22 protein-coding genes are annotated in these 25699 nt (G+C 73.6%); 16 read left to right on the top strand and 6 right to left on the bottom strand.

Translation table 11 applies throughout. The features are described 5' to 3' along the window. The first annotated feature begins 60 nt into the window (after positions 1 to 60). The 7 genes from AB0M28_RS04415 (at position 61) to AB0M28_RS04385 (ending at position 11217) form a co-directional block, all read left to right on the top strand. Positions 61 to 2481, top strand: a complete 2421-nt coding sequence (locus AB0M28_RS04415) for an MFS transporter (protein WP_365397784.1) — start codon at positions 61 to 63, stop codon at positions 2479 to 2481. A gap of 128 nt (positions 2482 to 2609) precedes the next feature. After that, positions 2610 to 5084, top strand: coding sequence for a SpoIIE family protein phosphatase (locus AB0M28_RS04410; RefSeq protein WP_365397544.1), 2475 nt, complete (start codon positions 2610 to 2612; stop codon positions 5082 to 5084). A gap of 113 nt (positions 5085 to 5197) precedes the next feature. After that, positions 5198 to 5935 carry a methyltransferase domain-containing protein gene (locus AB0M28_RS04405; RefSeq protein ID WP_365397541.1) on the top strand — a complete coding sequence of 246 codons (738 nt, stop codon included), beginning with the start codon at positions 5198 to 5200 and terminating at the stop codon, positions 5933 to 5935. Positions 5936 to 5994: 59 nt separating this feature from the next. Continuing rightward, the gene (locus tag AB0M28_RS04400; protein WP_365397538.1) at positions 5995 to 6828 is read left to right on the top strand and encodes a M55 family metallopeptidase; all 834 of its coding nucleotides are present in this window, start codon (positions 5995 to 5997) and stop codon (positions 6826 to 6828) included. Next, a complete protein-coding gene (locus AB0M28_RS04395) occupies positions 6821 to 8170 on the top strand; it encodes a M20/M25/M40 family metallo-hydrolase (protein WP_365397536.1) in 1350 nt (449 codons plus the stop codon). The genes AB0M28_RS04400 and AB0M28_RS04395 overlap by 8 nt, the downstream gene beginning before the upstream one ends. 117 nt (positions 8171 to 8287) lie before the next feature. Beyond that, on the top strand, positions 8288 to 10276 hold the full coding sequence (locus tag AB0M28_RS04390) for a prolyl oligopeptidase family serine peptidase (RefSeq protein ID WP_365397533.1): 1989 nt from the start codon (positions 8288 to 8290) through the stop codon (positions 10274 to 10276). A 14-nt stretch (positions 10277 to 10290) separates the two neighbouring features. Next, entirely contained in the window at positions 10291 to 11217 is a 927-nt protein-coding gene (locus AB0M28_RS04385) for an LD-carboxypeptidase (protein WP_365397530.1), read from the top strand. Between the two features lie 40 nt (positions 11218 to 11257). On the opposite strand, the gene AB0M28_RS04380 is transcribed toward AB0M28_RS04385, so the two are convergent. Next, entirely contained in the window at positions 11258 to 12232 is a 975-nt protein-coding gene (locus tag AB0M28_RS04380; protein WP_365397528.1) for a LysR family transcriptional regulator, read from the bottom strand. Positions 12233 to 12479: 247 nt separating this feature from the next. Here AB0M28_RS04380 and AB0M28_RS04375 point away from each other — a divergent pair, with 247 nt between their 5' ends. Then, the gene (locus tag AB0M28_RS04375; RefSeq protein ID WP_365397525.1) at positions 12480 to 14681 is read left to right on the top strand and encodes a M4 family metallopeptidase; all 2202 of its coding nucleotides are present in this window, start codon (positions 12480 to 12482) and stop codon (positions 14679 to 14681) included. A 69-nt stretch (positions 14682 to 14750) separates the two neighbouring features. On the opposite strand, the gene AB0M28_RS04370 is transcribed toward AB0M28_RS04375, so the two are convergent. Next, a complete protein-coding gene (locus tag AB0M28_RS04370) occupies positions 14751 to 15554 on the bottom strand; it encodes an HAD family hydrolase (protein ID WP_365397522.1) in 804 nt (267 codons plus the stop codon). Between the two features lie 83 nt (positions 15555 to 15637). Here AB0M28_RS04370 and AB0M28_RS04365 point away from each other — a divergent pair, with 83 nt between their 5' ends. The 5 genes from AB0M28_RS04365 (at position 15638) to AB0M28_RS04345 (ending at position 20374) form a co-directional block, all read left to right on the top strand. Then, positions 15638 to 15865, top strand: coding sequence for a LapA family protein (locus AB0M28_RS04365; RefSeq protein WP_365397519.1), 228 nt, complete (start codon positions 15638 to 15640; stop codon positions 15863 to 15865). Positions 15866 to 15921: 56 nt separating this feature from the next. Beyond that, positions 15922 to 16311, top strand: coding sequence for a glyoxalase superfamily protein (locus AB0M28_RS04360; protein WP_365397516.1), 390 nt, complete (start codon positions 15922 to 15924; stop codon positions 16309 to 16311). Further along, positions 16304 to 16846 carry a GNAT family protein gene (locus AB0M28_RS04355; RefSeq protein WP_365397513.1) on the top strand — a complete coding sequence of 181 codons (543 nt, stop codon included), beginning with the start codon at positions 16304 to 16306 and terminating at the stop codon, positions 16844 to 16846. Before AB0M28_RS04360 ends, AB0M28_RS04355 begins: the two co-directional genes overlap by 8 nt. 118 nt (positions 16847 to 16964) lie before the next feature. Then, the gene (locus tag AB0M28_RS04350) at positions 16965 to 19016 is read left to right on the top strand and encodes a DUF5107 domain-containing protein (protein ID WP_365397510.1); all 2052 of its coding nucleotides are present in this window, start codon (positions 16965 to 16967) and stop codon (positions 19014 to 19016) included. Positions 19017 to 19072: 56 nt separating this feature from the next. Next, positions 19073 to 20374, top strand: coding sequence for a M48 family metalloprotease (locus AB0M28_RS04345; RefSeq protein ID WP_365397507.1), 1302 nt, complete (start codon positions 19073 to 19075; stop codon positions 20372 to 20374). 52 nt (positions 20375 to 20426) lie between these two features. Here AB0M28_RS04345 and AB0M28_RS04340 read toward each other — a convergent pair whose 3' ends face one another. Together AB0M28_RS04340 and AB0M28_RS04335 are read right to left on the bottom strand one after the other, a co-directional pair. Then, positions 20427 to 21341, bottom strand: a complete 915-nt coding sequence (locus AB0M28_RS04340) for an LLM class flavin-dependent oxidoreductase (protein ID WP_365397504.1) — start codon at positions 21339 to 21341, stop codon at positions 20427 to 20429. Between the two features lie 71 nt (positions 21342 to 21412). Beyond that, positions 21413 to 22381, bottom strand: a complete 969-nt coding sequence (locus AB0M28_RS04335; RefSeq protein ID WP_365397501.1) for a helix-turn-helix domain-containing protein — start codon at positions 22379 to 22381, stop codon at positions 21413 to 21415. Between the two features lie 184 nt (positions 22382 to 22565). Here AB0M28_RS04335 and AB0M28_RS04330 point away from each other — a divergent pair, with 184 nt between their 5' ends. Next, positions 22566 to 23030 (top strand): DUF2269 family protein, encoded by a 465-nt coding sequence (locus tag AB0M28_RS04330; RefSeq protein ID WP_365397498.1) that lies wholly within the window; start codon positions 22566 to 22568, stop codon positions 23028 to 23030. A gap of 21 nt (positions 23031 to 23051) precedes the next feature. Here AB0M28_RS04330 and AB0M28_RS04325 read toward each other — a convergent pair whose 3' ends face one another. Then, positions 23052 to 24020, bottom strand: coding sequence for a 2-dehydropantoate 2-reductase N-terminal domain-containing protein (locus AB0M28_RS04325; RefSeq protein ID WP_365397495.1), 969 nt, complete (start codon positions 24018 to 24020; stop codon positions 23052 to 23054). A 52-nt stretch (positions 24021 to 24072) separates the two neighbouring features. Beyond that, complete coding sequence (locus AB0M28_RS04320; RefSeq protein WP_365397492.1) at positions 24073 to 24870, bottom strand: methyltransferase domain-containing protein; 798 nt, start codon at positions 24868 to 24870, stop codon at positions 24073 to 24075. 145 nt (positions 24871 to 25015) lie between these two features. Between AB0M28_RS04320 and AB0M28_RS04315 the strand changes: the two genes are divergently transcribed. Together AB0M28_RS04315 and AB0M28_RS04310 are read left to right on the top strand one after the other, a co-directional pair. Next, complete coding sequence (locus AB0M28_RS04315) at positions 25016 to 25273, top strand: DUF6158 family protein (RefSeq protein WP_365397489.1); 258 nt, start codon at positions 25016 to 25018, stop codon at positions 25271 to 25273. Between the two features lie 171 nt (positions 25274 to 25444). Next, positions 25445 to 25645: a hypothetical protein gene (locus AB0M28_RS04310; RefSeq protein WP_365397806.1), complete on the top strand. Its 201-nt coding sequence runs from the start codon at positions 25445 to 25447 to the stop codon at positions 25643 to 25645. Positions 25646 to 25699 lie beyond the last annotated feature (54 nt).

Genomic DNA, 25699 nt, shown 5'->3' with positions numbered 1-25699 from the left:
GCGAGAAATGGCCTTCGGCCATGGCGGGACGACGGGGAGTGACAGGTGGGGACCACCCTGATGACGAACGACGAGCACACGGCTGCCGCCGTCGTGGACGAGTCCCCCGTCCCACTGCCCGGCGGCGCGTTGCCCCCCGGGTCCGCCGCCGGACTCTCGCCGCGTCAGGTCCGCCTCGTCTTCCTCGGGCTGATGCTCGCGCTGCTGCTCGCGGCGCTCGAGCAGATGATCGTCGCCACCGCGCTGCCCGAGGTGGTCGGCGAACTGCACGGCCTGGACCGGATGTCGTGGGCGATCACGGCGTATCTGCTGGCCGCCACCATCGCGATGCCCGTCTACGGCAAGCTCGGCGACCTCTTCGGGCGCAAGGGCGTCTTCCTCTTCGCCATCGTCGTCTTCGTCGTCGGCTCGGGACTCGCCGGCTGGTCGCGGTCGATGGACGAACTCATCGCCTTCCGCGCCGTACAGGGCGTCGGCGGCGGCGGGCTGATGATCGGCGTACAGGCGATCATGGCGGACATCGTGCCGTCCCGGCAGCGCGGCCGCTACATGGGTCTGATCGGCGCCGCCTTCGGGCTGGCGTCCGTGGCCGGTCCGCTGCTCGGCGGGTTCTTCACCGACCACCTGTCGTGGCGCTGGTGCTTCTACTTCAACGTGCCCTTCGGCCTGCTCACCCTGGCCGTCGTGGCGGTCGTGCTGCGGCTGCCCAAGCCCACCGCCCGTCCCCGCCTCGACGTCCTCGGCGCGCTGCTGCTCGCCGCGGCCTCCACCTGCCTGGTGCTGCTCACCACCTGGGGCGGCGTGGAGTACGAGTGGACGGACCGGATGATCCTCGGGCTCGGCGCGGGGGCGCTGGTCACCGGGGTGCTGTTCCTCGTCGTCGAACGGTTCGCGCCGCAGGCGCTCATCCCGCTGCGGCTGTTCCGCAACGGCATCTTCAACACCACCAGCCTCGTGGGCGCCGTCATCGGCATCGCCCTCTTCGGCGCCGCCAGTTATCTGCCGACCTTCCTGCAGATGGTCGACGGCGCGACCGCCATGGAGTCCGGGCTGCTGATGCTGCCCATGATGGGCGGCGTGGTCGTCGCCTCCATCGTGTGCGGGCAGCTGATCACCCGCACCGGACGCTACAAGGTCTACCCCGTGCTCGGCTGCGCCGTCAGCGCGGTCGGCATGTGGCTGCTGTCCCTGCTGCGGATCGACACCGAACGGGTCACCTACAGCGTCTGGATGGCCGTCCTCGGCATCGGCATCGGCATGGTGCTGCCGGTGCTCATCCTCGCCGTGCAGAACGCCGTGCCGCCCGCCGACCTGGGCTCCGCCACCAGCGCGCACAACTACTTCCGGCAGATCGGCGGCAGCGTCGGCGCCGCCGTCTTCGGCACGCTCTTCTTCGACCGACTAGCCGACCGGCTGGCCGCCGAGGTGCCGCGGACGCCGGGGCGGGCCCTGCCGGACGCCGAGTCGATCACCCCGCAGATGGTCCGCGCGCTGCCCGCCGAGGTCCGCGACGGCTATATCCGCGCCTACGCCGAGGCGATGCCCCGGATCTTCCTCTATCTGGTGCCCGTGCTCCTGATCGGGCTGCTGATTGCCTTCTGGCTGAAGGAGAAACCACTCGTGTCCCACGACCTCCCGGAGACCCCGGTGTACGACGAGACAGCCGCCATCCCTTCCGCGCGCGGAGGGGGCGTCACCGTGGCCGTCGCGGCCCCGGCGCGGATGGGGGTGCCGGTGTGCGGCACCGTGCAGCACGCGGACGGCAGTTCCGTACCGCGGGCGGCGCTCACCCTCATCGACGTACAAGGGCGGCAGATCGGCCGCGACGCGAGCGCGGAGGACGGGCGGTTCGCGCTGAGCACGCCCGGGTCCGGCTCGTACACGCTGATCGCGGCGGCCGGCGGGCACCAGCCGCATGCCGTCACGGTCACCGTGGGGGAGCGGCCCGTGGAGATCGACCTGGTCCTCGGGGGCGCGGGAAGGCTGGCGGGACGGATCACCACGGCGGACGGCACGCCGCTGCGCGATGCGAACGTCACGCTGACGGATGCGCGCGGGGAGGTCGTCGCCTCGACCCGCAGCGCCGCGGACGGGGCGTACGCCATCGCGGAGCTGGTGGCCGGGGAGTACACGCTCGCCGCCAGCGCGCCCTCGTTCCGGCCGGCGGCCCTGCCGGTGAGCGTGCAGGCGGCGCGCGAGACGCGGCAGGACGTGGAGCTGGCCGGCGGCGCGGTGCTGCGCGGGACGGTCCGCGGGAGCGGCGGGCGGCCGGTGGAGGACGCGCGCGTGACGCTGCTCGACGCGGGCGGCAACGTCGTGGACACGGGCACGACGGGACCGGACGGAGTGTTCCGGTTCGTGGACCTCGCGTCCGGCGAGTACACGGTGATCGCCGCCGGCTACCCGCCGGTGGCGACGGTGCTGCGGCTGGCGGGCGGCGGCAGGACGGAGCGCGATCTGCAGCTGGGCCACGAAGACTGACGGGCCACCCCTGTTCCCCCCGGGGTTTGACCGTTTGCCTCCCTCGGAGGTCGCGGCCGGGACTACGGTGGGTATCGGGAAACCGTCCCTCCGTAGGACCTGAGTTCATGCGTTGAAGGAGCCGGGCCATGGCCCCAGGCACGCGTACGACGCCCCCGGACGCCTCGACGGTGCCCGGGCGGGTTCCGCTCGGTGTCGTCGTCGTGGACGGAAGCGGCCTGGTGACGCACTGGAGTTCGGGTGCGCGACGGCTGTTCGGATCCACCCGTGAGGAAGCTGTCGGTTCGTCCGCCGCCGATCTGCTGCCCGTCGCCGGAGCCCTCGCCGTCTCCAGGGGAGAGGACCACGCGCACGAACGGGCCGCGGCGGGCGGCGCGTACGACGGCAGCGGCGAACTCGGCCCCGAGCTGGATCTGCGGGGCGCCCTCTCGGGCTACCCGAGGACGGGCCGCGCCCGGATCGCCGCACCCGGAAGGGGCGCCGGCGACATCCTCTGGTGGGCGTACCCGCTCGTGGGACCGGGCACCGGACGGCTGCTCGTGCTGGCCGCCGACACCGCGCAGATCGCCGGCGTCGAGACGGACGGCGAGCGCATCGCCCCCGGCTTCGCCCTCCACACCGACTTCCCCGACGCGACGGAACTCGCCCGCCGCCTGCCCGAGATCCTGCCGAGCATGAGCCCCGCGGAGAGCGGCCGCGTCGTCGCCCAGATGCTCGAACTCGGCTATCCCGTCCTGGAGATCAGCCTCCACCACCGCGTCCCCGTCACCCCCGACTGGGGCGTGCCGCTGCGCGCAGCCCGCCGCGAACGGCACGGACACGCGGTCGCAGAGCGGACGGCGGACACCGACGCGGTGCCGGGCACCGGACCCGCCGAGCGGACTGCGGTCACCGGACCCGCCGAGCCGGAGCAGGACCTCGAGTACGCGGCGGTGCGCGAACGCCTGGAGTTCCTCAACGAGGTCAGCGGCCGCATCGGCACCTCCCTCGACCTCGCCCGCACCATCCACGAGGTGAGCGCCGCCGTCGTCCCCCGCTTCACCGACGTGGCCGGCACATACCTGCGCGAACAGGTCGTCGCCGGCGAGGGGTTCCCCGACGGCCCGCCGGACGCCACGACGATGTGGCACCGGGTCGCCGTCGAGCACACCGACGCGCCGGGCCGCTGGGACGACGTGGTGCCTGTCGGCGAGGCCATGCCCTTCCCCGTCCAGACGCCGTTCTTCCAGTGCATGACGACCGGTGAGCCGGTGCTCGTCCCGCGCATCTCGGAGGAGATGGGCAACCGCATAGCGGCCCAGTTCGAGAAGCGCGACATCCGCCCCCTCATCAACGGGCGCTCCATGCTCGTCGTACCGCTGAAGGCGCGCGACGTCGTCCTCGGCTTCATGATCCTGCTGCGCCACCCCGGCCGCCTCGTCTTCAACGACATGGACCGGGTCACCGGCGCGGAACTCGCCGCGCGCGCCGGGCTCGTACTGGACAACGCGCGCATGTACACGCACCAGGAGACCGTCGCCGAGACCCTCCAGGAGAGCATGCTGCCGCGCGTCGACGCCCGGATGGCCGGCTGCGACGTGGCCACCCGCTATCTGCCCGGCACCCGCCTCGGCCGGATCGGCGGCGACTGGTTCGACGCCGTCAAACTCCCCGGCTCGCGTACGGCGCTCGTGGTCGGCGACGTGATGGGCCACGGCCTGAACTCGGCGGCCATGATGGGCCAGCTGCGCACCGCCGTACAGACGATGGCGGCGCTCGACCTCCCGCCCGCGCAACTGCTGCGCAGCCTCGACGACCTCGCGCAGCGGCTCGGCGAGCACTATCTGGCGACCTGTCTGTACGTCGTCTACGACCCCGTCGAGTCCACGCTGGTCATGTCCAACGCCGGGCACATCCCGCCGGTGCTCGTGCGCGCGGAGGACGGCGGCAGCGAGCTCCTGGACGTACCGACCGGCGCGCCCATAGGGGTCGGCGGCGTGCCCTTCGAGACCGTGTCGTTCGGCGTACGGCCGGGGGACCGGCTGGTGCTGTGCACCGACGGGCTGATCGAGGTGCGGGGCGAGGACATCGGCGTACGGCTGGCGGCGCTGTGCGAGTCGGCCGCGCACCCCGCCGCGTCCATGGACGACGCCTGCGACACCATCATCCGCGCACTCGGCGGCGCCGGGCGCAAGGACGACGTGGCCCTGCTGATGGCCCGCCTGGGCGGCATCCCCCGCTCCGACGTCGCCGTCTGGGAGCTCGGCACGGCGCCCCAGGAGGCCCGGCACGCACGCCGGCTGGTGCGCGCGCAGCTCGCCGACTGGGGGCTGGCCGAGGCGTCCGACACGGCGGAGCTGCTCGTCGACGAGATCGTCGCCAACGCCGTACGGCACGCCCGCGGCGGGCCGATCGGGCTGCGGCTCGTACGCGCCGGACGGGCCCTGCAGTGCGAGGTGTCGGACGAGGAGCCGACCATGCCGGTGCTGCTGGAGGCCGGAGCGGACGACGAGTTCGGGCGCGGGATGCGCATCGTCAGCAGGCTCGCCGCCGGCTGGGGCGCGGCGCGCACCGCACGCGGCAAGTCCGTGTGGTTCGAACAGACGCTGCCGCCGGGGTGTTGAGGCCGTCCGTGCGCTGACGCGCCCCCGTGCGCGCGGTACGAGCCCTTGTGGTGCACGGGCATGTGCCGGTAGCACATGAGATGACCGCATCCACCGCGACGGAGGAGCATGCCATGAGCGTGTCCGCCGACAGTCTGAAGGCGTGGGAGGGCTTCTGGGCGGACGCCCCGGAAGGGGAGGGCGCGGTCTTCTGGGACGCGCCGCCCGCCCTCGCCGCCCAGCTCCATCTGCCGCTCTTCGCGGACCACTTCCAGGCCGGCCTGCCCCTGGTCGATGTCGGCTGCGGCAACGGCACCCAGACCCGCTACCTGGCCGGGAGGTATCGCGGCGTACACGGCGTCGACCTGTCGGCGGCGGCGGTGGAGCGGGCGCGGTCCGCCGACCCCGCGGGGCGGGCCGGGTACGAGCAGGCGGACGCGGCGGACGAGGCCGCCATGGAGCGGCTGCACGGCCGGCTGGGGGACTGCGACGTCTATCTGCGCGGGGTGCTGCACCAGGCGCCCGAGCCCGACCGGCCGCGGATCGTGCGCGGCATCGCGGCACTGACGGGCGGCCGGGGCCGGGTGTTCGCGGTGGAGCTGGCCGAGGCGGCGAAGCCGGTGCTGATGGGCCTGGCGCAGCGGCCGCAGGGCCCGCCGGCGAAGCTGCTGCCCGTGCTGACGCACGGCATCGTGCCGGGTGAGGTGAGCGACGCCGCGCTGCCCCGGCTGTTTCGCGAGGCCGGGCTGACGGTGCTCGCGGACGGGGAGCTGCCGCTGGCCACAACGGAGTTCGAGGCGGACGGCTCGCGGCTGGCACTTCCGTCGAAGTGGCTGGTCGCGGGGCATGTGACGGTTGCCCAAGTGGTCTAGACCTCTGCAGTTATCCACAGGGGTTTTGTCGCCTGACCAGACCGCGTACCGTTCTCCGCATGAAGATCCTGATCTCCGCGGACATGGAGGGCGCCACCGGCGTCACCTGGCCCGCCGACGTACTACCGGGCGGCCCGCAGTGGGAGCGCTGCCGCCCGATGTTCACCTCCGATGTCAACGCGGCGGTGACCGGGTTCTTTGAGGGCGGCGCCGACGAGGTGCTCATCAACGAGGCGCACTGGACCATGCGCAACCTCCTGCTGGAGCGCCTGGACGACCGTGCGGAGATGCTCACCGGCCGGCACAAGTCGCTGTCGATGGTCGAGGGCGTCCAGCGCGGCGACATCGACGGTGTCGCCTTCGTCGGCTACCACACGGGCGCGGGCACGGAGGGCGTGCTGGCGCACACCTACCTGGCCAACTCCATCACCGGCGTCTGGCTCAACGGCAAGCGGGCGAGCGAGGGCATGCTCAACGCCCACGTCGTCGCCGAGTACGGCGTCCCGGTGGTGCTGGTCACCGGGGACGACAAGACCATCGTGGACGCCCACGACTACGCGCCGCAGGCCAAGGGCGTCGCCGTGAAGGACTATGTGTCCCGGTATGCGGCGGTCTGCCGCACCCCGCAGCGCACGGCCGCCGACATCCGCGCCGCCGCCAAGGAGGCCACCGCCCTGGCCGTGCGGCACGAGCCGGTCTCCGGCGGGCCCTTCACCATCGAGCTGGAATTCGACGCCGAGCACCTCGCCGGTGCGGCGACCGTGGTCCCCGGCGTGGCGCCGAGCGGCGAGCGGCGGGTGGCGTATACGACGGAGACCATGTTCGACGGGATCCGATGCTTCAAGGCCGTGACCACGCTCGTCTCGGCAGCAGTGGAGGAGCAGTATGGCTGAGACGGCACAGCGGGAGAGGGCCGACGGCGTGGACGAGCAGTCGCTGGACGAGGTGGTGCGCTTCACCTCGGACCTGATCCGCATCGACACCACCAACCGCGGCGGCGGGGACGGCGTCGAGCGCGCCGCCGCGGAGTACGTGGCGGAGCAGCTCGCCGACGCGGGCATCGAACCGACGCTCCTGGAGAAGGCCCCGGACCGGACGAACGTCGTCGCCCGCATCCCCGGCACGGACCCGGGCGCGGACGCGCTGCTGGTCCACGGGCACCTCGACGTGGTGCCCGCGGAGGCCGCCGACTGGACCGTGCACCCGTTCTCCGGCGAGGTCCGCGACGGCGTGGTGTGGGGACGCGGCGCCGTCGACATGAAGAACATGGACGCGATGATCCTCTCCGTCGTACGGGCCTGGGCCCGCGCCGGAGTGCGGCCGCGCCGCGACATCGTGCTGGCCTTCACCGCCGACGAGGAGGCCAGCGCCGAGTACGGTTCCGGGTTCCTCGCCGACCACCACCCCGGCCTCTTCGAGGGCTGCACGGAGGGCATCAGCGAGTCCGGCGCCTACACCTTCCACGCCGGCGACGGGCTGCGCATCTACCCGGTGGCTGCCGGCGAGCGCGGCACCGCCTGGCTGAAGCTGACCGCCCACGGCCGAGCCGGACACGGCTCCAAGGTCAACCGGGAGAACGCGGTCAGCCGGCTTGCCGCCGCCGTCGCCCGGATCGGCGAGCACCGCTGGCCGGTCAGGCTCACCCCGACCGTACGGGCGGCGCTGCTGGAGCTCTCCGCGCTGTACGGCCTCGAGCCCGACCTCGACGCTCCCGGCTTCGACGTGGACGCGCTGCTGGCAAGGCTGGGCCGGGCCGCGGCGCTGGTCGAGCCGACCGTGCGCAACAGCTCCAACCCGACGGTGCTGGATGCCGGCTACAAGGTCAACGTGATCCCGGGCCACGCCTCGGCCCAGATCGACGGCCGGATGGTGCCGGGCGGCGAGGAGGAGTTCACGGCCACGCTCGACCGGCTCACCGGGCCGGACGTGGACTGGGAGTTCCAGCACCGCGAGGTGCCGCTGACGGCCCCCGTCGACTCGCGCGCCTTCGCGGGGATGCGTGAGGCGCTGCTGGCGTTCGACCCCGACGCGCACGTCATCCCGTACTGCATGTCGGGCGGCACCGACGCCAAGCAGTTCTCGCGCCTCGGCATCACCGGCTACGGCTTCTCGCCGCTGAAGCTGCCCGAGGGCTTCGACTACTCCGCGATGTTCCACGGCGTGGACGAGCGGGTGCCGGTCGAGGCGCTCCACTTCGGCGTCCGGGTGCTCGACCGGTTCCTGCGCGGGGCGTGACAGCGACGGAAAAAGCACCGTAAAGCGCACCGGAAACCGCACCAGCGACAGCACCGGAAACAGCTCCCGAAGCCGCACCCCCACCCGTACCACCGCACGACTGGAGACCAACCCCCCATGGTGACGCTCGCCCCCTACGGCTCCTGGGAGTCGCCCATCACCGCCGAGCTGGCGGCCTCGAGCGACGGCCGGCCCGAGTATCTCGGCGCCGTCGGCGACGAGGTGTGGTGGACCGCGCCCCGCCCGCAGGAGGGCGGTCGGCGGGCGCTGGTGCGGCGGCGCCCGGACGGCACGGAGCAGTCCGTGCTGCCCGCCCCGTGGAACGTGCGCAACCGGGTGCACGAGTACGGCGGCCAGCCGTGGGCGGGGACACCCGGCGAGGACGGTCCGCTCATCGTCTTCACCGACTTCGCCGACCAGCGGCTGTACGCCGTCGAGCCGGACAGCGGGGCCGAGCCCCGGGCCCTGACCCCGGTGTCGTCGGTGGGCGGCGGGCTGCGCTGGTGCGATCCGGTGCTGCGGCCGGAGACCGGCGAGGTGTGGTGCGTACTGGAGGAGTTCACCGGCGACGGGCCCACCGACGTGCGCCGGGTCATCGCCGCGGTGCCGCTGGACGGGTCGGCCGCCGACGACCGCTCCGCCGTGCGCGAGCTGACCGACGACAGCCGCCGCTTCGTCACCGGGCCCCGGATCTCCCCGGACGGCCGGCAGGTCGTCTGGATCACCTGGGACCACCCGAGCATGCCGTGGGACGGCACCGAGCTGCGGATCGCCGAGGTGACTCCCGACGGCGCGTTCACCGGCGCCCGCACGCTGATCGGCGGGCCCGAGGAGTCCGTGGCGCAGGCCGAATGGGCCCCCGACGGCACGCTCATCGCCGCCACCGACCGCAGCGGCTGGTGGAACCTGCACCGGGTGGACCCGGCCACCGGCGAGGCGGTCAACCTCTGCCCGCGCGAGGAGGAGTTCGCCGCCGGGCTGTGGAAGCTGGGCCTGCGCTGGTTCGCGCCGCTGCCCAGTGGCCTGATCGCCACCGTCCACGGCAAGGGCGACACCCGGCTCGGGATACTCGACCCCGGGACCGGCCGGCTCGCCGACGTGCCCGGCGCCCGGACGGAGTGGGCCTCCGCGCTCGCCGTCAGCGGCGACCGTGTCACGGGCGTCGCGGCCGGCCCGTACACCGGGTACGAGATCGTCGAGCTGGACTCGAAGACCGGCCACACCCGGGTGACCGGCGCCGCCCACACGGACCGCGTCGACCCGGCGTACTACCCGAGGCCCGCGCACCGCACCTTCACCGGCACCGACGGCCGCGAGGTGTACGCCCACGTCTACCCGCCGCACAACCCGGAGTTCGCCGCCCCCGAGGGCGAGCTGCCGCCGTACGTGGTGTGGGCGCACGGCGGCCCCACCGGCCACGCGCCGCTGGTGCTGGACCTGGAGCTGGCGTACTTCACCTCGCGCGGCATCGGCGTGGTCGAGGTCAACTACGGCGGCTCCACGGGCTACGGCCGCGAGTACCGCAACCGGCTGCGCGAGCAGTGGGGCGTGGTCGACATCGAGGACTGCGCGGCCGCGGCCCGCGCGCTCGCCGAGGAGGGCCTGGCCGACCCGGCGCGGCTGGCGATCCGCGGCGGCAGCGCCGGCGGCTGGACCTCGGCCGCCTCGCTGACCTCGCCGATCACCGAGGGGCTGTACGCCTGCGGCACGGTGATCTACCCGATCCTGGACCTCGCGGGCTGGGCCTCGGGCGAGACGCACGACTTCGAGTCGCAGTACCTGGTGTCGCTGGTGGGACGGCTGGAGGAGGTGCCGGAGCGGTTCGCCGACCGATCCCCGGTCAGCCACGCCGACCGGGTGCGGGCGCCGTTCGTGATCCTGCAGGGGCTGGACGACGTGATCTGCCCGCCGGTGCAGTGCGAGCGGTTCCTCGAGCAGATCAAGGGCCGCGGGATCCCGCACGCCTATCTGACGTACGAGGGGGAGGGCCATGGCTTCCGCAGGGCGGACACGATGATCAGCGCGGTACGGGCGGAGATGTCGCTGTACGCCCAGACCTTCGGGTTCGAGGCGCCCGGCGTGCCGGTGCTGGAGCTGGCGCCGTGAGCGGGGGAGCGGGGGTGCGGCCCCTGACCCGGCCGCGGCGACTGCGGGCCGGGGACCGGGTGGCGATCGTGGCGCCCAGCGGCCCGTTCCCCCGGGAGAACCTCGACGCGGGGATGGACGTCCTGCGCGGCTGGGACCTCGACCCGTTCGTGCTGGACCACGCCTACGACGTGCACCCCCGGTTCGGCTACCTCGCCGGCACCGACGAGGCCCGGGCGCGGGACTTCGAGGCCGCCTGGTGCGACCCCGACGTGACGGCGGTGTTCTCCGCCCGCGGCGGCTACGGCGCCCAGCGGATGACGGACCTCGTCGACTGGGCGCGGCTGCGGGCCGCCGGACCCAAGCTCTACCTCGGCTTCAGCGACGCCACGGCGCTGCACGACGCCATCGCCGTCCACCTCGGCCTGGTCAGCCTGCACGGGCCGATGCCGGCGTGGACGACCTTCGACAAGGACGCGGTGACGCAGGAGCACCTGCGCCAGACGCTCTTCGAGCCGGAGGCGGTGCGGACCGTCACCTCCCCGACGGCGCGCTGCCTGGTGCCGGGCCGGGCCCGCGGGGTCACCCTCGGCGGCTGTGTGAGCCTCATCGCGGCGGGGCTCGGTACGGCGGACGCGCGTCCGTCGGCGGCCGGCGGCATCCTGCTCATCGAGGACATCGACGAGGAGGACTACCGGCTCGACCGGATCCTCACCCAGCTGCTGCGCTCCGGCTGGCTCGAGGGCGTCGCGGGCGTGGCCCTCGGCTCGTGGCGGGACTGCGGCCCGTACGACCGGATCCGCGACGTCATCCTGGACCGCCTCGGCCCGCTTCAGGTCCCGATCCTGGAGGAACTGGGCTTCGGCCACGGCAGCCCCGCGCTGACGCTGCCGCTGGGCGTCCCGGCGGAGCTGGACGCGGACGCGCGCACGCTGCGCTTCGAGGTGCCGGCGCTGGCGTAGCCGCGAGCCGGGGGCCGCTCCGGGGCGCCAGGGAGGCCGCTCACTCCCCGGCCCCCGCCGGCGGCGCCGGATGCACCTCCGGGTGCCCGTCCCACCAGGCGCGGTAGCGCGGGTTGTTGTCGACGTTCGCCAGATACGCCCGCGCGGCGGCGTTGTACAGCTCGTCGGCCAGCCCCGCCGACAGCCGGGAGCGCAGCCACGCGAGCTTGATGCGCGCCGACAGCGGCTCCCCGGCCAGCGGGCGCAGGGCCAGCCCCTCACCCTCGCGCGCCGTCGGCTGGAACAGGCCGACCGCCCCGCCGGAGGCGATCATCCGCCGGTTGAGCCGCCAGTCGCTGAGCCGGTAGCGGTACACGGGGGCGAAGCCCGCCCGCGCGCAGGCCCGTTCGAACTCCTCCGGCCCGCCGTCGTCCTCGGCGAGCATCGCCACCCAGTGCTCCCCGGCCAGGTCCGCCAGCGCGATCTCCGCACCCCCGGCCAGCGGATGCGCGTCGGAGACCCCCACGTACGTCGGCTCGCCCGCCACCAGAGTCCGGCTGCGCGAACCCTCGGGCAGCTCCGCCTCCCGGTCGCCCATCTCGGCGTACAGGATCGCGTCGTAGCGGCCCGCCGCCAGCCGGCGGGTGAGGGCGGTCAGCGAGTCCGTGTTCTCGACGGTAAGTTCACGCCCGGCCAGCCGAGGATCGGGCCGCTCCAGCATCGAGTGCAGCAGCACCACCGACACGCAGCCCAGGCGCAGCGGCCCCGCCGTCGGCACCGACCGCACCCCCGCGGACAGCGCTTCCATCTCACCGAGCACCCGGCGCGCCCGCTCCAGCACGTATTCGCCGAGCGGCGTCGGCACCACGCCCTGCGGACCGCGGCTGAACAGCTCGCCGCCGGCGACCCGTTCGATCCGCCGCAGCTGCGCCGACAGAGCCGGCTGGGAGACCCCCAGCAGCCGGGCGGCCCGGGCCAGCGAACCGGCCTCGGCTATCCGGCAGACCGCCTCCAGATGCCTCAACTCCAGCTGCATTGACGCAGCGTACTGCGCTTTCCCGGGGGATGACCCCCGGACCCCCAGCCGGACAAACAGGTCAGCCGACGGGCCGGCGTGGACTCTGCCAGGGGAAACGGAGCATAACTCGCGCGTTAGAGCCTGTGGGATATCCCAGGACGACATGGCCATGTCGATACTTCGGTCCCGGAGGACCTCCTTCCCGGGTATCCGGCCGGGGCCCTCCGCGATCCTCCCCTTCCCCACCACCGATGGGAGTTGACCCGTGAAGTCCAGCAGACTCACGGCAGCCGCGGCGGCGATGGCTCTCGCCGCCGGTCTCGCCGGCGCGTTCGGCGGGACGGCCGCCACAGCGGCCCAGAACCCCGCCCCGCCACCCGGCTCCGGCAGGGCGACCGCTCTCGCCGCGGCCGACGCGGCGGCGAGCAGCGGTCTCGACGAACTGCGGCACGGCCCCGACGAGGCCATGGTCCGTACCCGGGTGACCCCCTGGGCGAACGGCCTGTACTACACGGCGTACGAGCGGACCTACCGCGGTCTGCCGGTCGCCGGCGGCGGCGACGCCGTCGTCCTCTCCGACAGCGCGGGCCGCGTCCGCGACGTCACCGGCGCCGCCGTCCCGCGGATCTCCGTCGGCATCCGCGCGAGCGTCACCGCGGCCGCCGCCGGGGCCATCGCGCGCGGGCAGCTCGCGACGGTGGAGGAGGCCACCGCCCCCGAACTCACCGTTCTGATACGCGACAAGAAGGCCGTCCTCACCTGGCAGACCACCGTCACCGGCCGCGACACCGCCGGCGACCCCAGCGCCCTGGTCACCCACGTCGACGCCGGCACCGGCCAGATCGTGCAGTCCACCGACAAGGTGATGCACGCCACCGGCAACGGCTACCACAACGGCACCGTCGGCATCGACACCTCCGGCTCCGGCGGCAGCTACTCGATGACCGACCCGGTCCGCACCGGCCTGCGCTGCGGCACCAGCTCCACCGCCTTCACCGGCACCGACGACGTCTGGGGCAACGGCGGCGCCACGAACTACGAGACCGGCTGCGTGGACGTGATGTACGCGGCGCAGGGCGAGTTCGACATGCTGAAGGAGTGGTTCGGCTACAACGGCCAGAACGGGCAGGGCGGCATGGTCCGGGCCCAGGTCGCGCTGAACGACGTCAACGCCTACTACGACGGCACCAAGACGTACTACGGCCACAACCAGAACAACAACGAACTGCTCACCGCCATCGACGTGGTCGCCCACGAGTACGGGCACGAGATCTTCGACAAGACCCCCGGCAGCGCGGGCACGTCCAATGAGAACGGCGGCCTCAACGAGTCCACCGGCGACATCTTCGGCGCCCTCACCGAGCACTACCTCAACAACCCGAACGACCGCCCGGACTACACCGTCGGCGAGATGATGAACTTCCTCGGCGACAACCAGCCCATCCGCTGGATGTACAACCCGTCCCTGGCCGGCGACCCCAACTGCTACCCGCAGCTGTCCTCCTCCACCGAGGTGCACGCCGCGGCGGGCCCGCAGAACCATTGGTTCTACCTGCTCGCCGAGGGCAGCTCGCCCACCAACGGCCAGCCCTCCAGCCCGATCTGCAGCGGCGGGCCGTCCTCCGTCACCGGGATCGGCGTGCAGAAGGCCGGCAAGATCTTCATGGGCGCCCTGCTGGCCAAGACCTCCACCTGGAACCACCTCCAGGCGCGGAAGGCCACCCTCACCGCCGCGAAGAACACCTACGGGAGCACGGAGTGCGCCGCTGTCCGAACCGCGTGGAACGCCGTCGGCGTCCCTGCCCAGTCCGGCGAGACCGACTGCGGAACCACCAACCCCGGCAATGACTTCTCCCTCAGCCTCAACCCGTCCGCCGGCACCGTCCAGCCCGGCGCCTCGGCCCAGTCGACGGTCGGCACCGCCACCACCTCCGGCAGCGCCCAGACCGTCCAGCTCACCGCCTCCGGCGCCCCGAGCGGCGTGACCGTCGGCTTCTCGCCGTCCTCCGTCACCTCGGGCGGCTCCTCGACGATGACCGTGTCCGTCGCGGCCGGCACGGCCGACGGTACGTACCCGATCACCGTCAAGGGCACCGGCAGCGTCGAGCACACCGTCACGTACACGCTGACCGTCGGCTCCGGCAACCCGCCGACCGGCTGCGACAGCCCCGAGTACACCTACCAGGGCACGCTGAGCAGCGGCCAGGCGGCCGTCCAGCCCGGCGGGTCGTACTACTACTCGTCCGTCTCCGGCACCCACACCGGCTGCCTGCGCGGCCCGGCGGGCACGGACTTCGACCTCTACCTGCAGAAGTGGAACGGCGCGGCCTGGGCCGACGTCGCCGAGTCCACGAGCCCCGGCCAGGACGAGGACATCCGCTACAGCGGCACGGCGGGCTACTACCGCTACGTCGTGCACGCCTACAGCGGCTCCGGCACCTACACCCTGGGCGTGACCACGCCCTAGTCCGGGGGTAGGGAAAGGGGGTGCCGCGGTGAACTCCGTCCACGCCGCGGCACCCCGCTCCGCGTCCGCCTATCCGTAGATCTCCTCCAGCACCACGGCCACCCCGTCCTCCTCGTTCCCGGCGGTGTGCGCGGCCACCGCGGCGAGCACCGCCGGGTGGGCGTTGGCCACGGCGTACGACGCACCCGCCCAGCGCAGGATGGTGAGGTCGTTGGGCATGTCGCCGAACGCCAGGACCTGCGCCGGGGCGATCCCCGCCGCCGCGCAGAGCGCCGCCAGCGTGCCCGCCTTGGTCACACCGGGCGCACTGATCTCCAGCAGCCCCGTACCGCCCGAGTGCGTGACCTCCGCCAGCCCCGGCACCGCGGCGGCCGCCGCGGCGTGCATGGTGTCCGCGTCCAGCCGGGCCGACCAGGCGAGCAGCTTGACGATCGGTGCGTCCCGCAGCCACAGCTCGTCCCGCCCCGGCAGCTCCACCTCCGCCCCGCCGTCCGCCGCGAACCGCAGGGTGAACGAGGGCTCGCACCACACCTGGTGCCCGCTCTCCACGGCGAACGCGATCCCCGGCAGCACCGCGTCCAGCTCCCCGGCCACCCGCCGCGCCACCTCCGGCGCGAGGACGCGGCTGTCGCGCACGGTGCGCGTCCGAAGGTCGTAGACGATCGCGCCGTTGCTGCAGACCGCCAGCCCCGTGAGCCCGGTGGCGTCGGCGAGGGCGTCGACGTAGCGGGGCGGGCGGGCGGTGACCACGACGATCTCGGCGCCCCGGTCACGGGCCCGGCGCAGGGCGGCGAGGGTACGGGCGGAGACCGTGCCGTCGCGGCGCAGCAGGGTGCCGTCGAGGTCGGTGGCGATGAGCGCTGGAAGAGGCATCGGCCCAGGTTAACGGGCAGGAGATTCACCCGTTCGGAGTAACGTGTGCGGCGGGCGGGGCCCTGCTGCGCACATGCTGGATCATGGCGAAAACAACGGAGCAGAAAGGCAAGCGGGGGTTCCTCACGCCGGGCCGGATCACCGTGGGCGTGCTCGGCATCCTCGGTCTCGTCTTCATCTTCGAGAACACCGGCCAGACGAAGATCCGGCTGCTCATCCCCGAAGTGACGATGCCGCTGTGGGTCGCCCTGCTGATCACGGCCCTGATCGGCGTACTCGTCGGCTGGGCGCTGCGCAGCAGGCGCGGCTGAACGCTGCCTTACGACGGACCTCGGCCGGATGGCGGGAGGCGCGGCATAGTGGGTGTATGACGGTCTTCTTCCGGCGCACCGTACCCATCCTGCGGATCTTCGACATCACCAAGGCGCTCGAGTTCTACGTCGACTACCTCGGCTTCAAGGTCGACTGGGAGCACCGTTACGCCGCGGGCCTGCCCGTGTACCTCCAGGTCTCGCGCGACGGGCTGACGCTGCACCTGTCCGAGCACCACGGCGACGCCACTCCCGGTTCCGCGGTGTACGTGGAGGCCGACGGCGTGGGGGAGCTGCACGCGGAGCTCAGCGCCCGGAACTATCCGTACCTCAAGCCCGGGCTGGAGGAGGACTCCCAGGTCGGGACGGTCCTCGAGCTCACCGACCCCTTCGGAAACCGGTTGCGTCTGGTGCAGCCCGATTCCGTACACTCGGGCGATGCTTGATCATCGATATCTGGGCGCCACCGACCGCACCGCGATCCGCTACACCGCACGTGGGGACGAGGCCGAGTTCCTGGCGGGGGTGCGGGAGAGCGCCGAGATGCACCGGCCGTGGCTCTTCCCGGCGGACACGCCGGAGGCGTTCGCGGCGCTGCTGGACCGGCTGGAGGGACCGGGCGCGGCCGGGTTCGTCGTGTGCGCCCGGGACAGCGGCGCCATCGTCGGCTACCTCAACATCAACAACATCGTCCAGGGCGGCTTCCTCTGCGGCGCGGTCGGCTACGGCGCCTTCGCCTCCGGTGCCGGGCGCGGCCATATGACGGAGGGGCTGGGGCTCGTCGTCCGGCACGCCTTCGGCGCGCTGGGCCTGCACCGGCTGGAGGCCAACATCCAGCCGGGCAACGAGGCGTCGATCGCCCTCGTCAAGCGGGGCGGCTTCCGGCTGGAGGGCTTCTCGCCGGACTTCCTGTACATCGACGGGGCCTGGCGGGACCACGAGCGGTGGGCGATCACCAGCGAGATGGTCGCGGGGGCCTGACGCCTACCCTCAGCGCCCTCGCCTACCCTCGGACGCCCCGACCGCTGACAAAAGTCATCGCCGAGAGAGGGTAAAAGGGGGCTGGTCAGCGCCCGCGGCCACATGGTCAACTGCTTCCGTGCCCACGACAGTACGCCGTACCACACTGACCCTCCCCGCCGCGCCGCTCGGCCCGGCCAACCCACTGCCCGCCCTGCGCCCGCTGGACGAGCTGCACGAGCTCGACAGCGCCGCGAGGCAGGATCTGCCGCCCGACATGGCCCGGCAGATCGGCTACGCGGCGATACGCGACACGCTCCCCGTCCGGCGGCAGGACGGCTACTCGCGGCAGCGCGCCGCGACGGACGTCGAGGCCCTGGTGCTGGAGAACGACCGGCTGCGCGCCACGGTGCTGCCGGGACTGGGCGGCCGGCTGCACTCGCTGTTCCACAAGGGGCTCGGCCGCGAGCTGCTGTACGTCAACCCCGTGCTGCAGTTCGCGGACTTCGCCCTCGCCGGCGCCTGGTTCTCCGGCGGGGTGGAGTTCAACCTCGGGGCCACCGGCCACACCACGCTGAGCTGCGCCCCGATGCACGCGGCACGCGTCCCCGCGCCGGACGGCGGCGAGATGCTGCGGCTGTGGGAGTGGGAGCGGTTGCGGGACCTTCCGTACCAGATCGACTTCTGGCTGCCGGACGGCTCCGACTTCCTGTACGTCGGCGTCCGGGTGCGCAATCCGCACGCCGAGGTCAAACCGGTGTACTGGTGGTCGAACATCGCCGCGCCGGAGACACCGGACACCCGTGTCATCGCCCCCGCCGACGAGGCCTGGCACTTCGGCTACAGCCGCACGCTGAACCGTGTGCCGGTCCCGGAGTACGACGGGCTGGACCGCTCGTACCCGCTGCGCAGCGAGTACCCCGCCGACTACTTCTACGAGCTCACCGACGGCACCCGCCGCTGGATCACCGCGCTGGACGGCGACGGTCAGGGGCTGGTGCAGACGTCCACGGACCTGCTGCGCGGCCGCAAGCTGTTCCTCTGGGGCCACGGGCGCGGCGGACAGCAGTGGCAGCGGTGGCTCAACGGCGGTACGGACGGCGGCTATCTGGAGATCCAGGCCGGTCTCGCCCGCACCCAGCTGGAGCACATACCGCTGGACCCGGGCGGCAGTTTCACCTGGCTGGAGGCGTACGGCCCGCTGTCCGCGGACCCCGCCGCGGTGCACGGCGAGGACTGGGCGGCCGCGCGCGCCGAGGCGTCGGCACGGCTGGAGTCGGCGCTGCCCCGGAGCGCGGTGGACGCCGCGTACGCCGAGTGGCTGCCGTACGCGGACACCGAGCCCAAGGAGGCGCTGGCCGCCGGCTCCGGCTGGGGTGCGCTGGAGGTGGAGCGGGCGGGCTTCGACCTGCAGGGCACGCCGTTCGGGCCGGCGGCGCTGGGGGAGGAGCAGGAGCCCTGGCGGGAGCTGCTGCGCACGGGCGTGTTCCCCGCCGGCGGCGGCATACCCGGGCCGACGCTGGTCGCCGCGCCCTGGCGGGAGTTGCTGGAGGCGGCGCCGCCGTCCGCGCTCACGGATTACCACCTCGGGGTGGCGCAGTGGCACGCGGGCGACCTCTCGCAGGCGGTGCGCAGCTGGCAGCGCTCGGCGGACGCGGGTGCGGGTGCGGGCGCCGGCGACGGCGTGGGTGCCGACGCGGATGCCGGTGCCGGTGCCGGTCCGGCGCCGTGGACGCTGCGGTGCCTCGCCGTCGCGGAGGCGGTGACCGGCTCGGCGGAGCGGGCGGTGGACCTGTACGAGGAGTCCGTCCAGCGCTGCGCGGCGGGCACGGCGCTCCTCACGGCCCTCGCCTGCGAGGCGGTTCCGGCGCTGCTGGCGGTGGCGCGCCACGACGCCGCCGCCCGCGTCCTGGACCGCCTCAGCCCCTCGGTGCTGGAGCGCGGCCGCCTCCAACTGCTGCGTGCCCAGGTCCTGCTGGCCCAGGGCCGGGTCCGGGAGGCCCGGGAGATCTTCGACGCGGGCTTCGAGGTCCCCGACCTGCGCGAGGGCGCGGAGATCCTGGCCGAGGTCTGGTACGCGATCGCGGAGCGGCTGGAGGCCGGGGACGGCCCGGTGACGGGCGACGTCCGCGCCGAGGCGCGCCTGCGCCATCCGCTCCCGGCGGACTATGACTTCCGGATGCGTCCGTAGGGTTCCTGACCAGCACGGACGTGCATATGATCTCCCCCCGAATCGGGAGGGATCATATGAGCGAGGGAGTGTCCGCCGGCGTGTCGGCGGGCGAGAGACGGGCGTGTCCGGACTGCGGTGCGGACATGCCCGTGGACCCGAGGTTCGTCGTCTGGTGCGACGGCTGCGGGTGGAACGTGGACCCGGTCGCCGAGGAGCCGCGGGGTGGGCGGCTGGCGGCGTTCCAGCGGAGGCTGGCCAGGACGTACGGCGAGCGGTTGTACGCCGAACTGTCCGGCGGGCGGCCGGCGGGCAGACCGCGGCGTGACGCGACGACGCTGGCCGCGTACGCCGTGGCCTGGCTGGTGCACGGTGTCACGGTCGCCCTGCTCGTGGGGGGCGTGCTGTTCATCGCCCTCGGCTGGGGGAAGGGGATCTATCCGGCGTACGGGGTGTTCTGTCTCGCGCTGGTGGTCCTGCTGCGCCCGCGGTTCCCCAAGCTGGACGACGAACTGCCGCGGCTGCGGCGGCAGGACGCTCCGCAGCTGTTCGAGCTGCTGGACCGGATCGCCGACGACTACGGCACCCGCCGGGTGGACGTGGTCGAGGTCAGCCCCGAGTACAACGCCTCGGTCATGGCCTACGGGATCCGCCGCGGGCGGCGCCTGGAGATCGGCATGGCGCTGTGGAGCGCGCTCGGTCCGCAGGAGCGGGTGGCGCTCCTCGGGCACGAGTTCGGGCACTTCGTGAACGGCGACACAGGCGGGAACCTCGTCATCGGCACGGCCATGCGGTCGCTGTCCGAGTGGATCCGGGTGCTCGTGCCGGACCGCCCGTCCGGGCCCGTCGAGTTCGTGATCAGCGCGGTCATGACCGTGCCGTACGCCCTGGCGGTCTGGACGGCCATGCTGCTGAGCCGGCTCATGCTGCGCTCCACGCAGCGCGCCGAGTACCACGCCGACGACCTCGCCGCCCGTACCGGATCCAGCGAGGCGGCGGCGGGGCTGTTCGACCGGCTGGCGCAGCACGGCACCGCCGAGTCCGTGCTGCGGCGGCAGTCCGCCCTGGCCGGCACCCGCCGGGCCGGTGTGGACGCCCGGGCGATCGAGGACGGTCTGTGGGAGCAGGTCACGGAGGCCGTGCGCACGGTGCCGCCCCGGGAACTCGAACGCCTGCGCCGCGTCGACGAGGCCCGGGGTCACGCCGTCGACACCACGCACCCGCCGACGCACCTGCGCGCCCGGCGCATCCGCGAGGGCGAGCAGGTCCCCGCGCGGATCACCCTGGACGAGGCGCAGGCCAAGGCGGTCGACGAGGAACTGCGCCCGGCGGCCCGGCGGCTGGCCCGCGTGGTCGTACGGGACCTGGCGCAGTACTGAGTGCGCGAAGGGGCGCGCGCCGCCGATCCCGTGGGCCGGACCCGCGCGCCCCTCAGCCCCGCTCCTTCGCGACCGCCTCCCGCACCGCCGGGGCGACCTCCGCGCCCCAGCGGGCGAGGGTGCGCGGGTCCGGGGAGCCGTGGCCGGCGTCGAAGAGTATGAAGCCCGAGGCCCCGTGCTCCAGCACGGCGCCGGTCAGCTCCTCGGTCCACTGCTCGACGGAGCCGCCCAGCCAGCGGCGTTCCGCGTCGCGCGTGGCGGACAGCGGGCGGTCGGTGATGCGGCCGGGGAAGTTGTAGACCGTGCGGACGTCGGCCGGGGCGCGGCCCACGGACGCCGCCGCCTCGTCGATCACGGGACGGGAGGTCCGGTAGCGGTCGCTGAGCCAGTCCGCCGCGTGCCCGGGGATCCAGCCGTCGGCCACGCGGCCGGTGGCGGCCAGGGACTTGCGGCCGTTCGACCCGGTCCACACCAGGGGCGCGGCGACGGGCGCCGGCTCGATCCCGTCCACCCGGTAGTGGCGGCCGTGGAAGGTGACCGGCGCCCCGCCCCCGGACAGCCGCTTGACCAGGGTGATGGCCTCCTCGAACGCCTCCACCGCCTCGCCCGGCGACAGCCGCGGCACCCCCATGGCGGCGATGCGGTCCCACAGCCCGCCCGCGCCCATACCGAGCACCACCCGCCCCTCGGACAGCGCCGACAGCGACGTGACCGTCCGGGCCAGCATCGGGGCGGGCCGGGTCGGCAGGTTGGTGACGTTGGCGAAGCCCGCGATGCGCTCCGTGCGGCCGAGCAGGAAGCCGAGTGCGGCGTACGCGTCCAGCCGGCCGCCGAGGTAGGGGTGGTCGGACAGCGAGAAGAGGTCGAGCCCGTCCCGGTCGGCCTGCCGCACCATGCGCAGCAGTTCGGCCGCGTCGTCGATACTGCTGTGCGCGCCGAATCCGAAGACGACTTCCTGTGCGGACATCGTGTTCCCCCTCCACCGATTGAGTTCGTAACACGAACCATATTAGTTCGTATTGCGAACGGCAAGTCGGGTCAGCCCGCCGTCACCGCCACCTGACCGCCGCCGCGGAAGGCGGCCCGGTACGACTGCGGCGTGGTGCCGACCACCCGGCGGAAGCGTTCGCGGAACGCCGTCGGGGAGCCGAAGCCCGCGCGGTGGGCGATGCGTTCGACGGGGTGGTCCGTCGTCTCCAGCAGGTACTGCGCCTGTCGCACCCGGGCCCGCAGCAGCCACTGCAGCGGGGTGCTGCCCGTCTGCTCGCGGAACCGGCGGCTGAACGTCCGCTCGCTCATCCCGGCCCGCTCCGCCATGTCGCGCAGCGTCAGTTCGCGGGCGAGGTTGTCCTCGATCCAGTCGAGCACGGGCTGCAGCGCGGAGCCCCGCGGCACCGGCGGGTACGCGTGCGTCATGAACTGCGCCTGGCCGCCCTCCCGTTCCAGCGGCATCACCGACATCCGCGCCGCGTCCGCGGCCACCGCCGAGCCGAAGTCCCGGCGGATCATGTGCAGGCACAGGTCCAGGGCCGCCGCCGCGCCCGCGGAGGTGAGGATCTGGCCGTTGTCGACGTACAGCACGTCCGGCTGGACCTCGACCAGGGGGTGGCGGCGGGCCAGTTCGGCGGCGGCGATCCAGTGGGTCGTCGCCTTCAGGCCGTCCAGCAGACCCGCCTCCGCCACGATGAAGGCGCCCACGCACACGGACGCGATCCGGGTGCCCGCCGCGGCGGCCCGGCGCAGCGCGTCCAGGACCTCGGCGGACGGCGGGGCGGCCTCCTCCGTGCAGCCGGGCACGATGACGGTGTCGGCGTCGGCCAGCGCCTCGAGCCCCCACTCGGCGTGGATGGTCATCCCGTCGGACCGTACGTCGGGCGTCGGCGCGCAGACGCGCACCCGGTACGGATGGCGGCCGTCGGGGAGCCGCGTGAGCCGGAAGGTCCACAGCGGGGCCGCCATGTCGAAGGAGATCACGTCGTCCAGGACCAGGATCGCCACGGTGTGCATTTCCCCACGATAGGCGGGTTCCCGCCAGCCCGATGAACTGGGGTTGTACGGGACGGCCACGGCGCGGGGTGCTGGCGGGAATCCGTGGATTGTTGTCGTTCCAGCCACTGGGCGGACGACGGGCCGCTTCCTAGCGTGGGGCGGGCAAACCCGTGGCCACCCTCAGGAAGGCGCCCCCGCTCCCGTGACCAAGCTCCTGCTCTCCCTGCACGTCATCGCGGCCATCCTCGCCGTCGGCCCGGTGACGGTCGCCGCCAGCATGTACCCCGCGGCCGTCCGCCGCGCCCGCGCCGACGCGGAGACGGACGCGGGGGCGGGCACCGTCCGCCTGCTGCACCGCATCTGCCGCGTCTACGCCGGTGTCGGCCTGGCCGTCCCGCTGTTCGGCTTCGGCACGGCCTCCGCGATGGGCGTCCTGGGCGACGCCTGGCTCATCGCCTCCATCACGCTGACAGCGGCGGCCGCCGGCGTGCTGGCGGTCCTGGTCCTGCCGCGCCAGGACGAGCTGCTGGAGGCCGTCGACGCCGGGCAGCCGGTCGAGCGCGCCCACACCGCACAGCTGGCGATGCTCACGGGGCTGTTCAACCTGCTGTGGGCGACGGTCACCGTCCTGATGATCGTCCGCCCCGGCTCGACGACGGGCGCCTGAGATCCGACCGCCCGGGCCGGATCACCCCACGAGCCCCGCCAGTTCCGCCGCCGTCATGCTCGCCGGCCCCCGCCCCGCGTGGGCGGCCGCGGCGGCCTCCCGCTGGAGGAGGTCGTTGACGGGCGTCGGTACGCCGTGGGTGCGGCCCAGCAGCGCGATCTCGCCGTTCAGGTAGTCCGATTCGATCGACCCCGTGGCGCGCGCCAGGCTCTGCCACGACGAACCGCCCGTCTTCGGCACCCCCTCGACCGGCTGCGGACGCACGCGGTCACCCCGCACGGCGCGCTCCTCGTCGGCCGGTGTGTACGCGATGCCTGCCGCCTGAAGCGCCGCGCGGCCCTCCGTCCGCGCCCGCGCCAGCAGGTCCGCCGCCTGCGGTGAGCTGACGTCGCCGGTCAGGGCGTCCAGGGCGTTGCCCAGGTTCGACAGCAGCTTGGCGTACTTCCAGCGCATCACGTCCGCGACGACCGGCGCCGCGAAGCCGCTCTTCTCCAGGTCCCCGGCGACCCGGTGCGCGGTGTCGTCGGGCCCCGCGCCGTAACGCCCCAGATGCAGCACGCCGGTGAGCGGCGCGCACGGCGCCGCCACCACGCCCGGTTCGACGAACACCGACGGCAGCCAGACGCACATCCCGTACACCTCGGCGAACCGCCGCAGTGCCAGGCGCTCGCCCTCCACGCCGTTCTGCGCGCAGATCACGGGGGTCGCGCCGTGCCGTGGCGCCCACGCGTCGAGGGCGGCCACCGCGTCCTGCGTCTTGACCGCGACCAGGAGTACGTCGTCGCCGCCCGGTTCCAGCTCGTCGGGTCCGCCGACGACCGGTATCCGCAGCGAGCGGACGCCGTCCGCCAGCGTCAGGCGCAGACCGTCGGCGCGCAGCGCCTCGTACTGTCTGCCGCGGGCGGCGAGGACCACCTCGTGCCCGGAATCGTGCAGCCGTCCGCCGATCGTGCTGCCGACGGCCCCTGCCCCAAGAATGACGTAGCGCATGCGGTGATCTTGCCGGGCGCCCCGCGGACCCCGCAAGGCGCCCGGGGCGGTCTCACACCCGGCAGAGGATCTCCCCGTGCAGCACGCTGAACCACCCGTCCCGCGCCTCGCCCCACGTCCGCCACGCCGCCGCGATCCGCTCCAGCGCCTCCGCCGTGGTGTGTCCGCCGCCGACCGCGATCCCCGCGTACGAGGAGGCCGTCGTCCGGTCCGCCCACAGCGAGCTCCACCACGCGCGCTCCTCCGGCGTGGCGAAACACCACACCGAGGCGCCGGCCGTGACGTCCGTGAAGCCCGCCGCCCGCGCCCAGCTCAGCAGCCGCCGCCCGGCGTCCGGTTCGCCGCCGTTCGACCGGGCGACCCGCCGGTACAGCGCCAGCCAGTCGTCCAGCTCCGGCGCCGCGGGGTACCAGGTCATCGCCGCGTAGTCCGAGTCGCGCGCCGCGACCACGCCGCCCGGCCGGCACACCCGGCGCATCTCGGCGAGCGCCCGCACGGGGTCGCCGACGTGCTGCAGGACCTGGTGCGCGTGGACGACGTCGAAGGAGTCGTCCGGGAAGTCCAGCCGCTCCACGTCCGCCACCGCGAAGTCCACGGTGGTCGCGCCGCGCCGCTCCGCCTCCGCCCGGGCGTCCTCGAGCACGCCCGGTGCCGTGTCGACGGCCGTCACCCGGCCCGGGGCGACGCGCTCGGCGAGATCGGCGGTGATGGTGCCGGGACCGCAGCCGACGTCCAGCACCCGCAGCCCCGGGCGCAGCTCGCCGAGGAGGTACGCGGCGGAGTTCTCGGCGGTGCGCCAGCGGTGGGAGCGCAGGACGGACTCGTGGTGCCCGTGGGTGTAGGTAGCCATGTCCGCAGCCTAGCGATCTTCTCGCATAGTGAGCAGATCCGTATCATCATACGGACGATCCGTGACCCGCAACCCCTCCTGAATAGCCGCCTCGCGCCGGGTACCCGATCCTGGCCTCAGACCGCCGAGCCGAGAGGACGCTGCCATGTCAGAGGACCCCGACAGCGAGAAGGACGGCCGCCCCCACGGCGTCGCGCCCCATGAGCTGGAGGAGCACCAGCTCATCCGGGAGCTGGAGACGATCCACCGCACCCGGCACGACACCCTGCTGCACGGTTCCCCGGCCGCGCTCGCCGCCCACAACACCCGCATGGCCGAACTGGAGGGCGAGTTCCTGCGCCGCCACCCCGAACGCATGGTGGCCCCGGGCCGCACCCGCGACGGCGCCCGCGAGCGGCACTGAACCACCCGCGCGGCCCCGGTGGCGAGGCACCCCGCGTCACCGGGGCGGGTGAAGCCTCCCGCCGCCACCAGCCCCGATCTGCGAAGGTGGAGGGATCGACCGGGAGTTCATCGAGAGCCGGCGCGGGTCGGAACGACCGGCGGTCAACCGAGGGTGCCGACGGAGGTGCGCATGGAGCGGACCGTGGCCATGGCGGACGAGGCGGGGCTGCCGGCGCTGCCCGAGCTCGCGGCCGCCCTCTCCGCCGCCCCCGCGCGCCCCGAGCCGCCGGGCGGCGGCGACGCGCTCCGGCTGGCGGCGGCCGGCTGGTTCGCCCGGCGCGGCCTGCACACCGGCCCCGGCCACGCACGTCCTGGCCGGTGCCGAGCTTGACAAGGTCGCCGTTGAGCAGCAGGCCACCGGAGTCGTCCGCCTCGTCCAGCAGGC

Source organism: Streptomyces sp. NPDC051940, from assembly GCF_040680895.1.
Taxonomy (GTDB): domain Bacteria; phylum Actinomycetota; class Actinomycetes; order Streptomycetales; family Streptomycetaceae; genus Streptomyces.
Note: the sequence above shows the minus strand (reverse complement) of the source record. Positions and strands in the feature narration are given on the sequence as shown.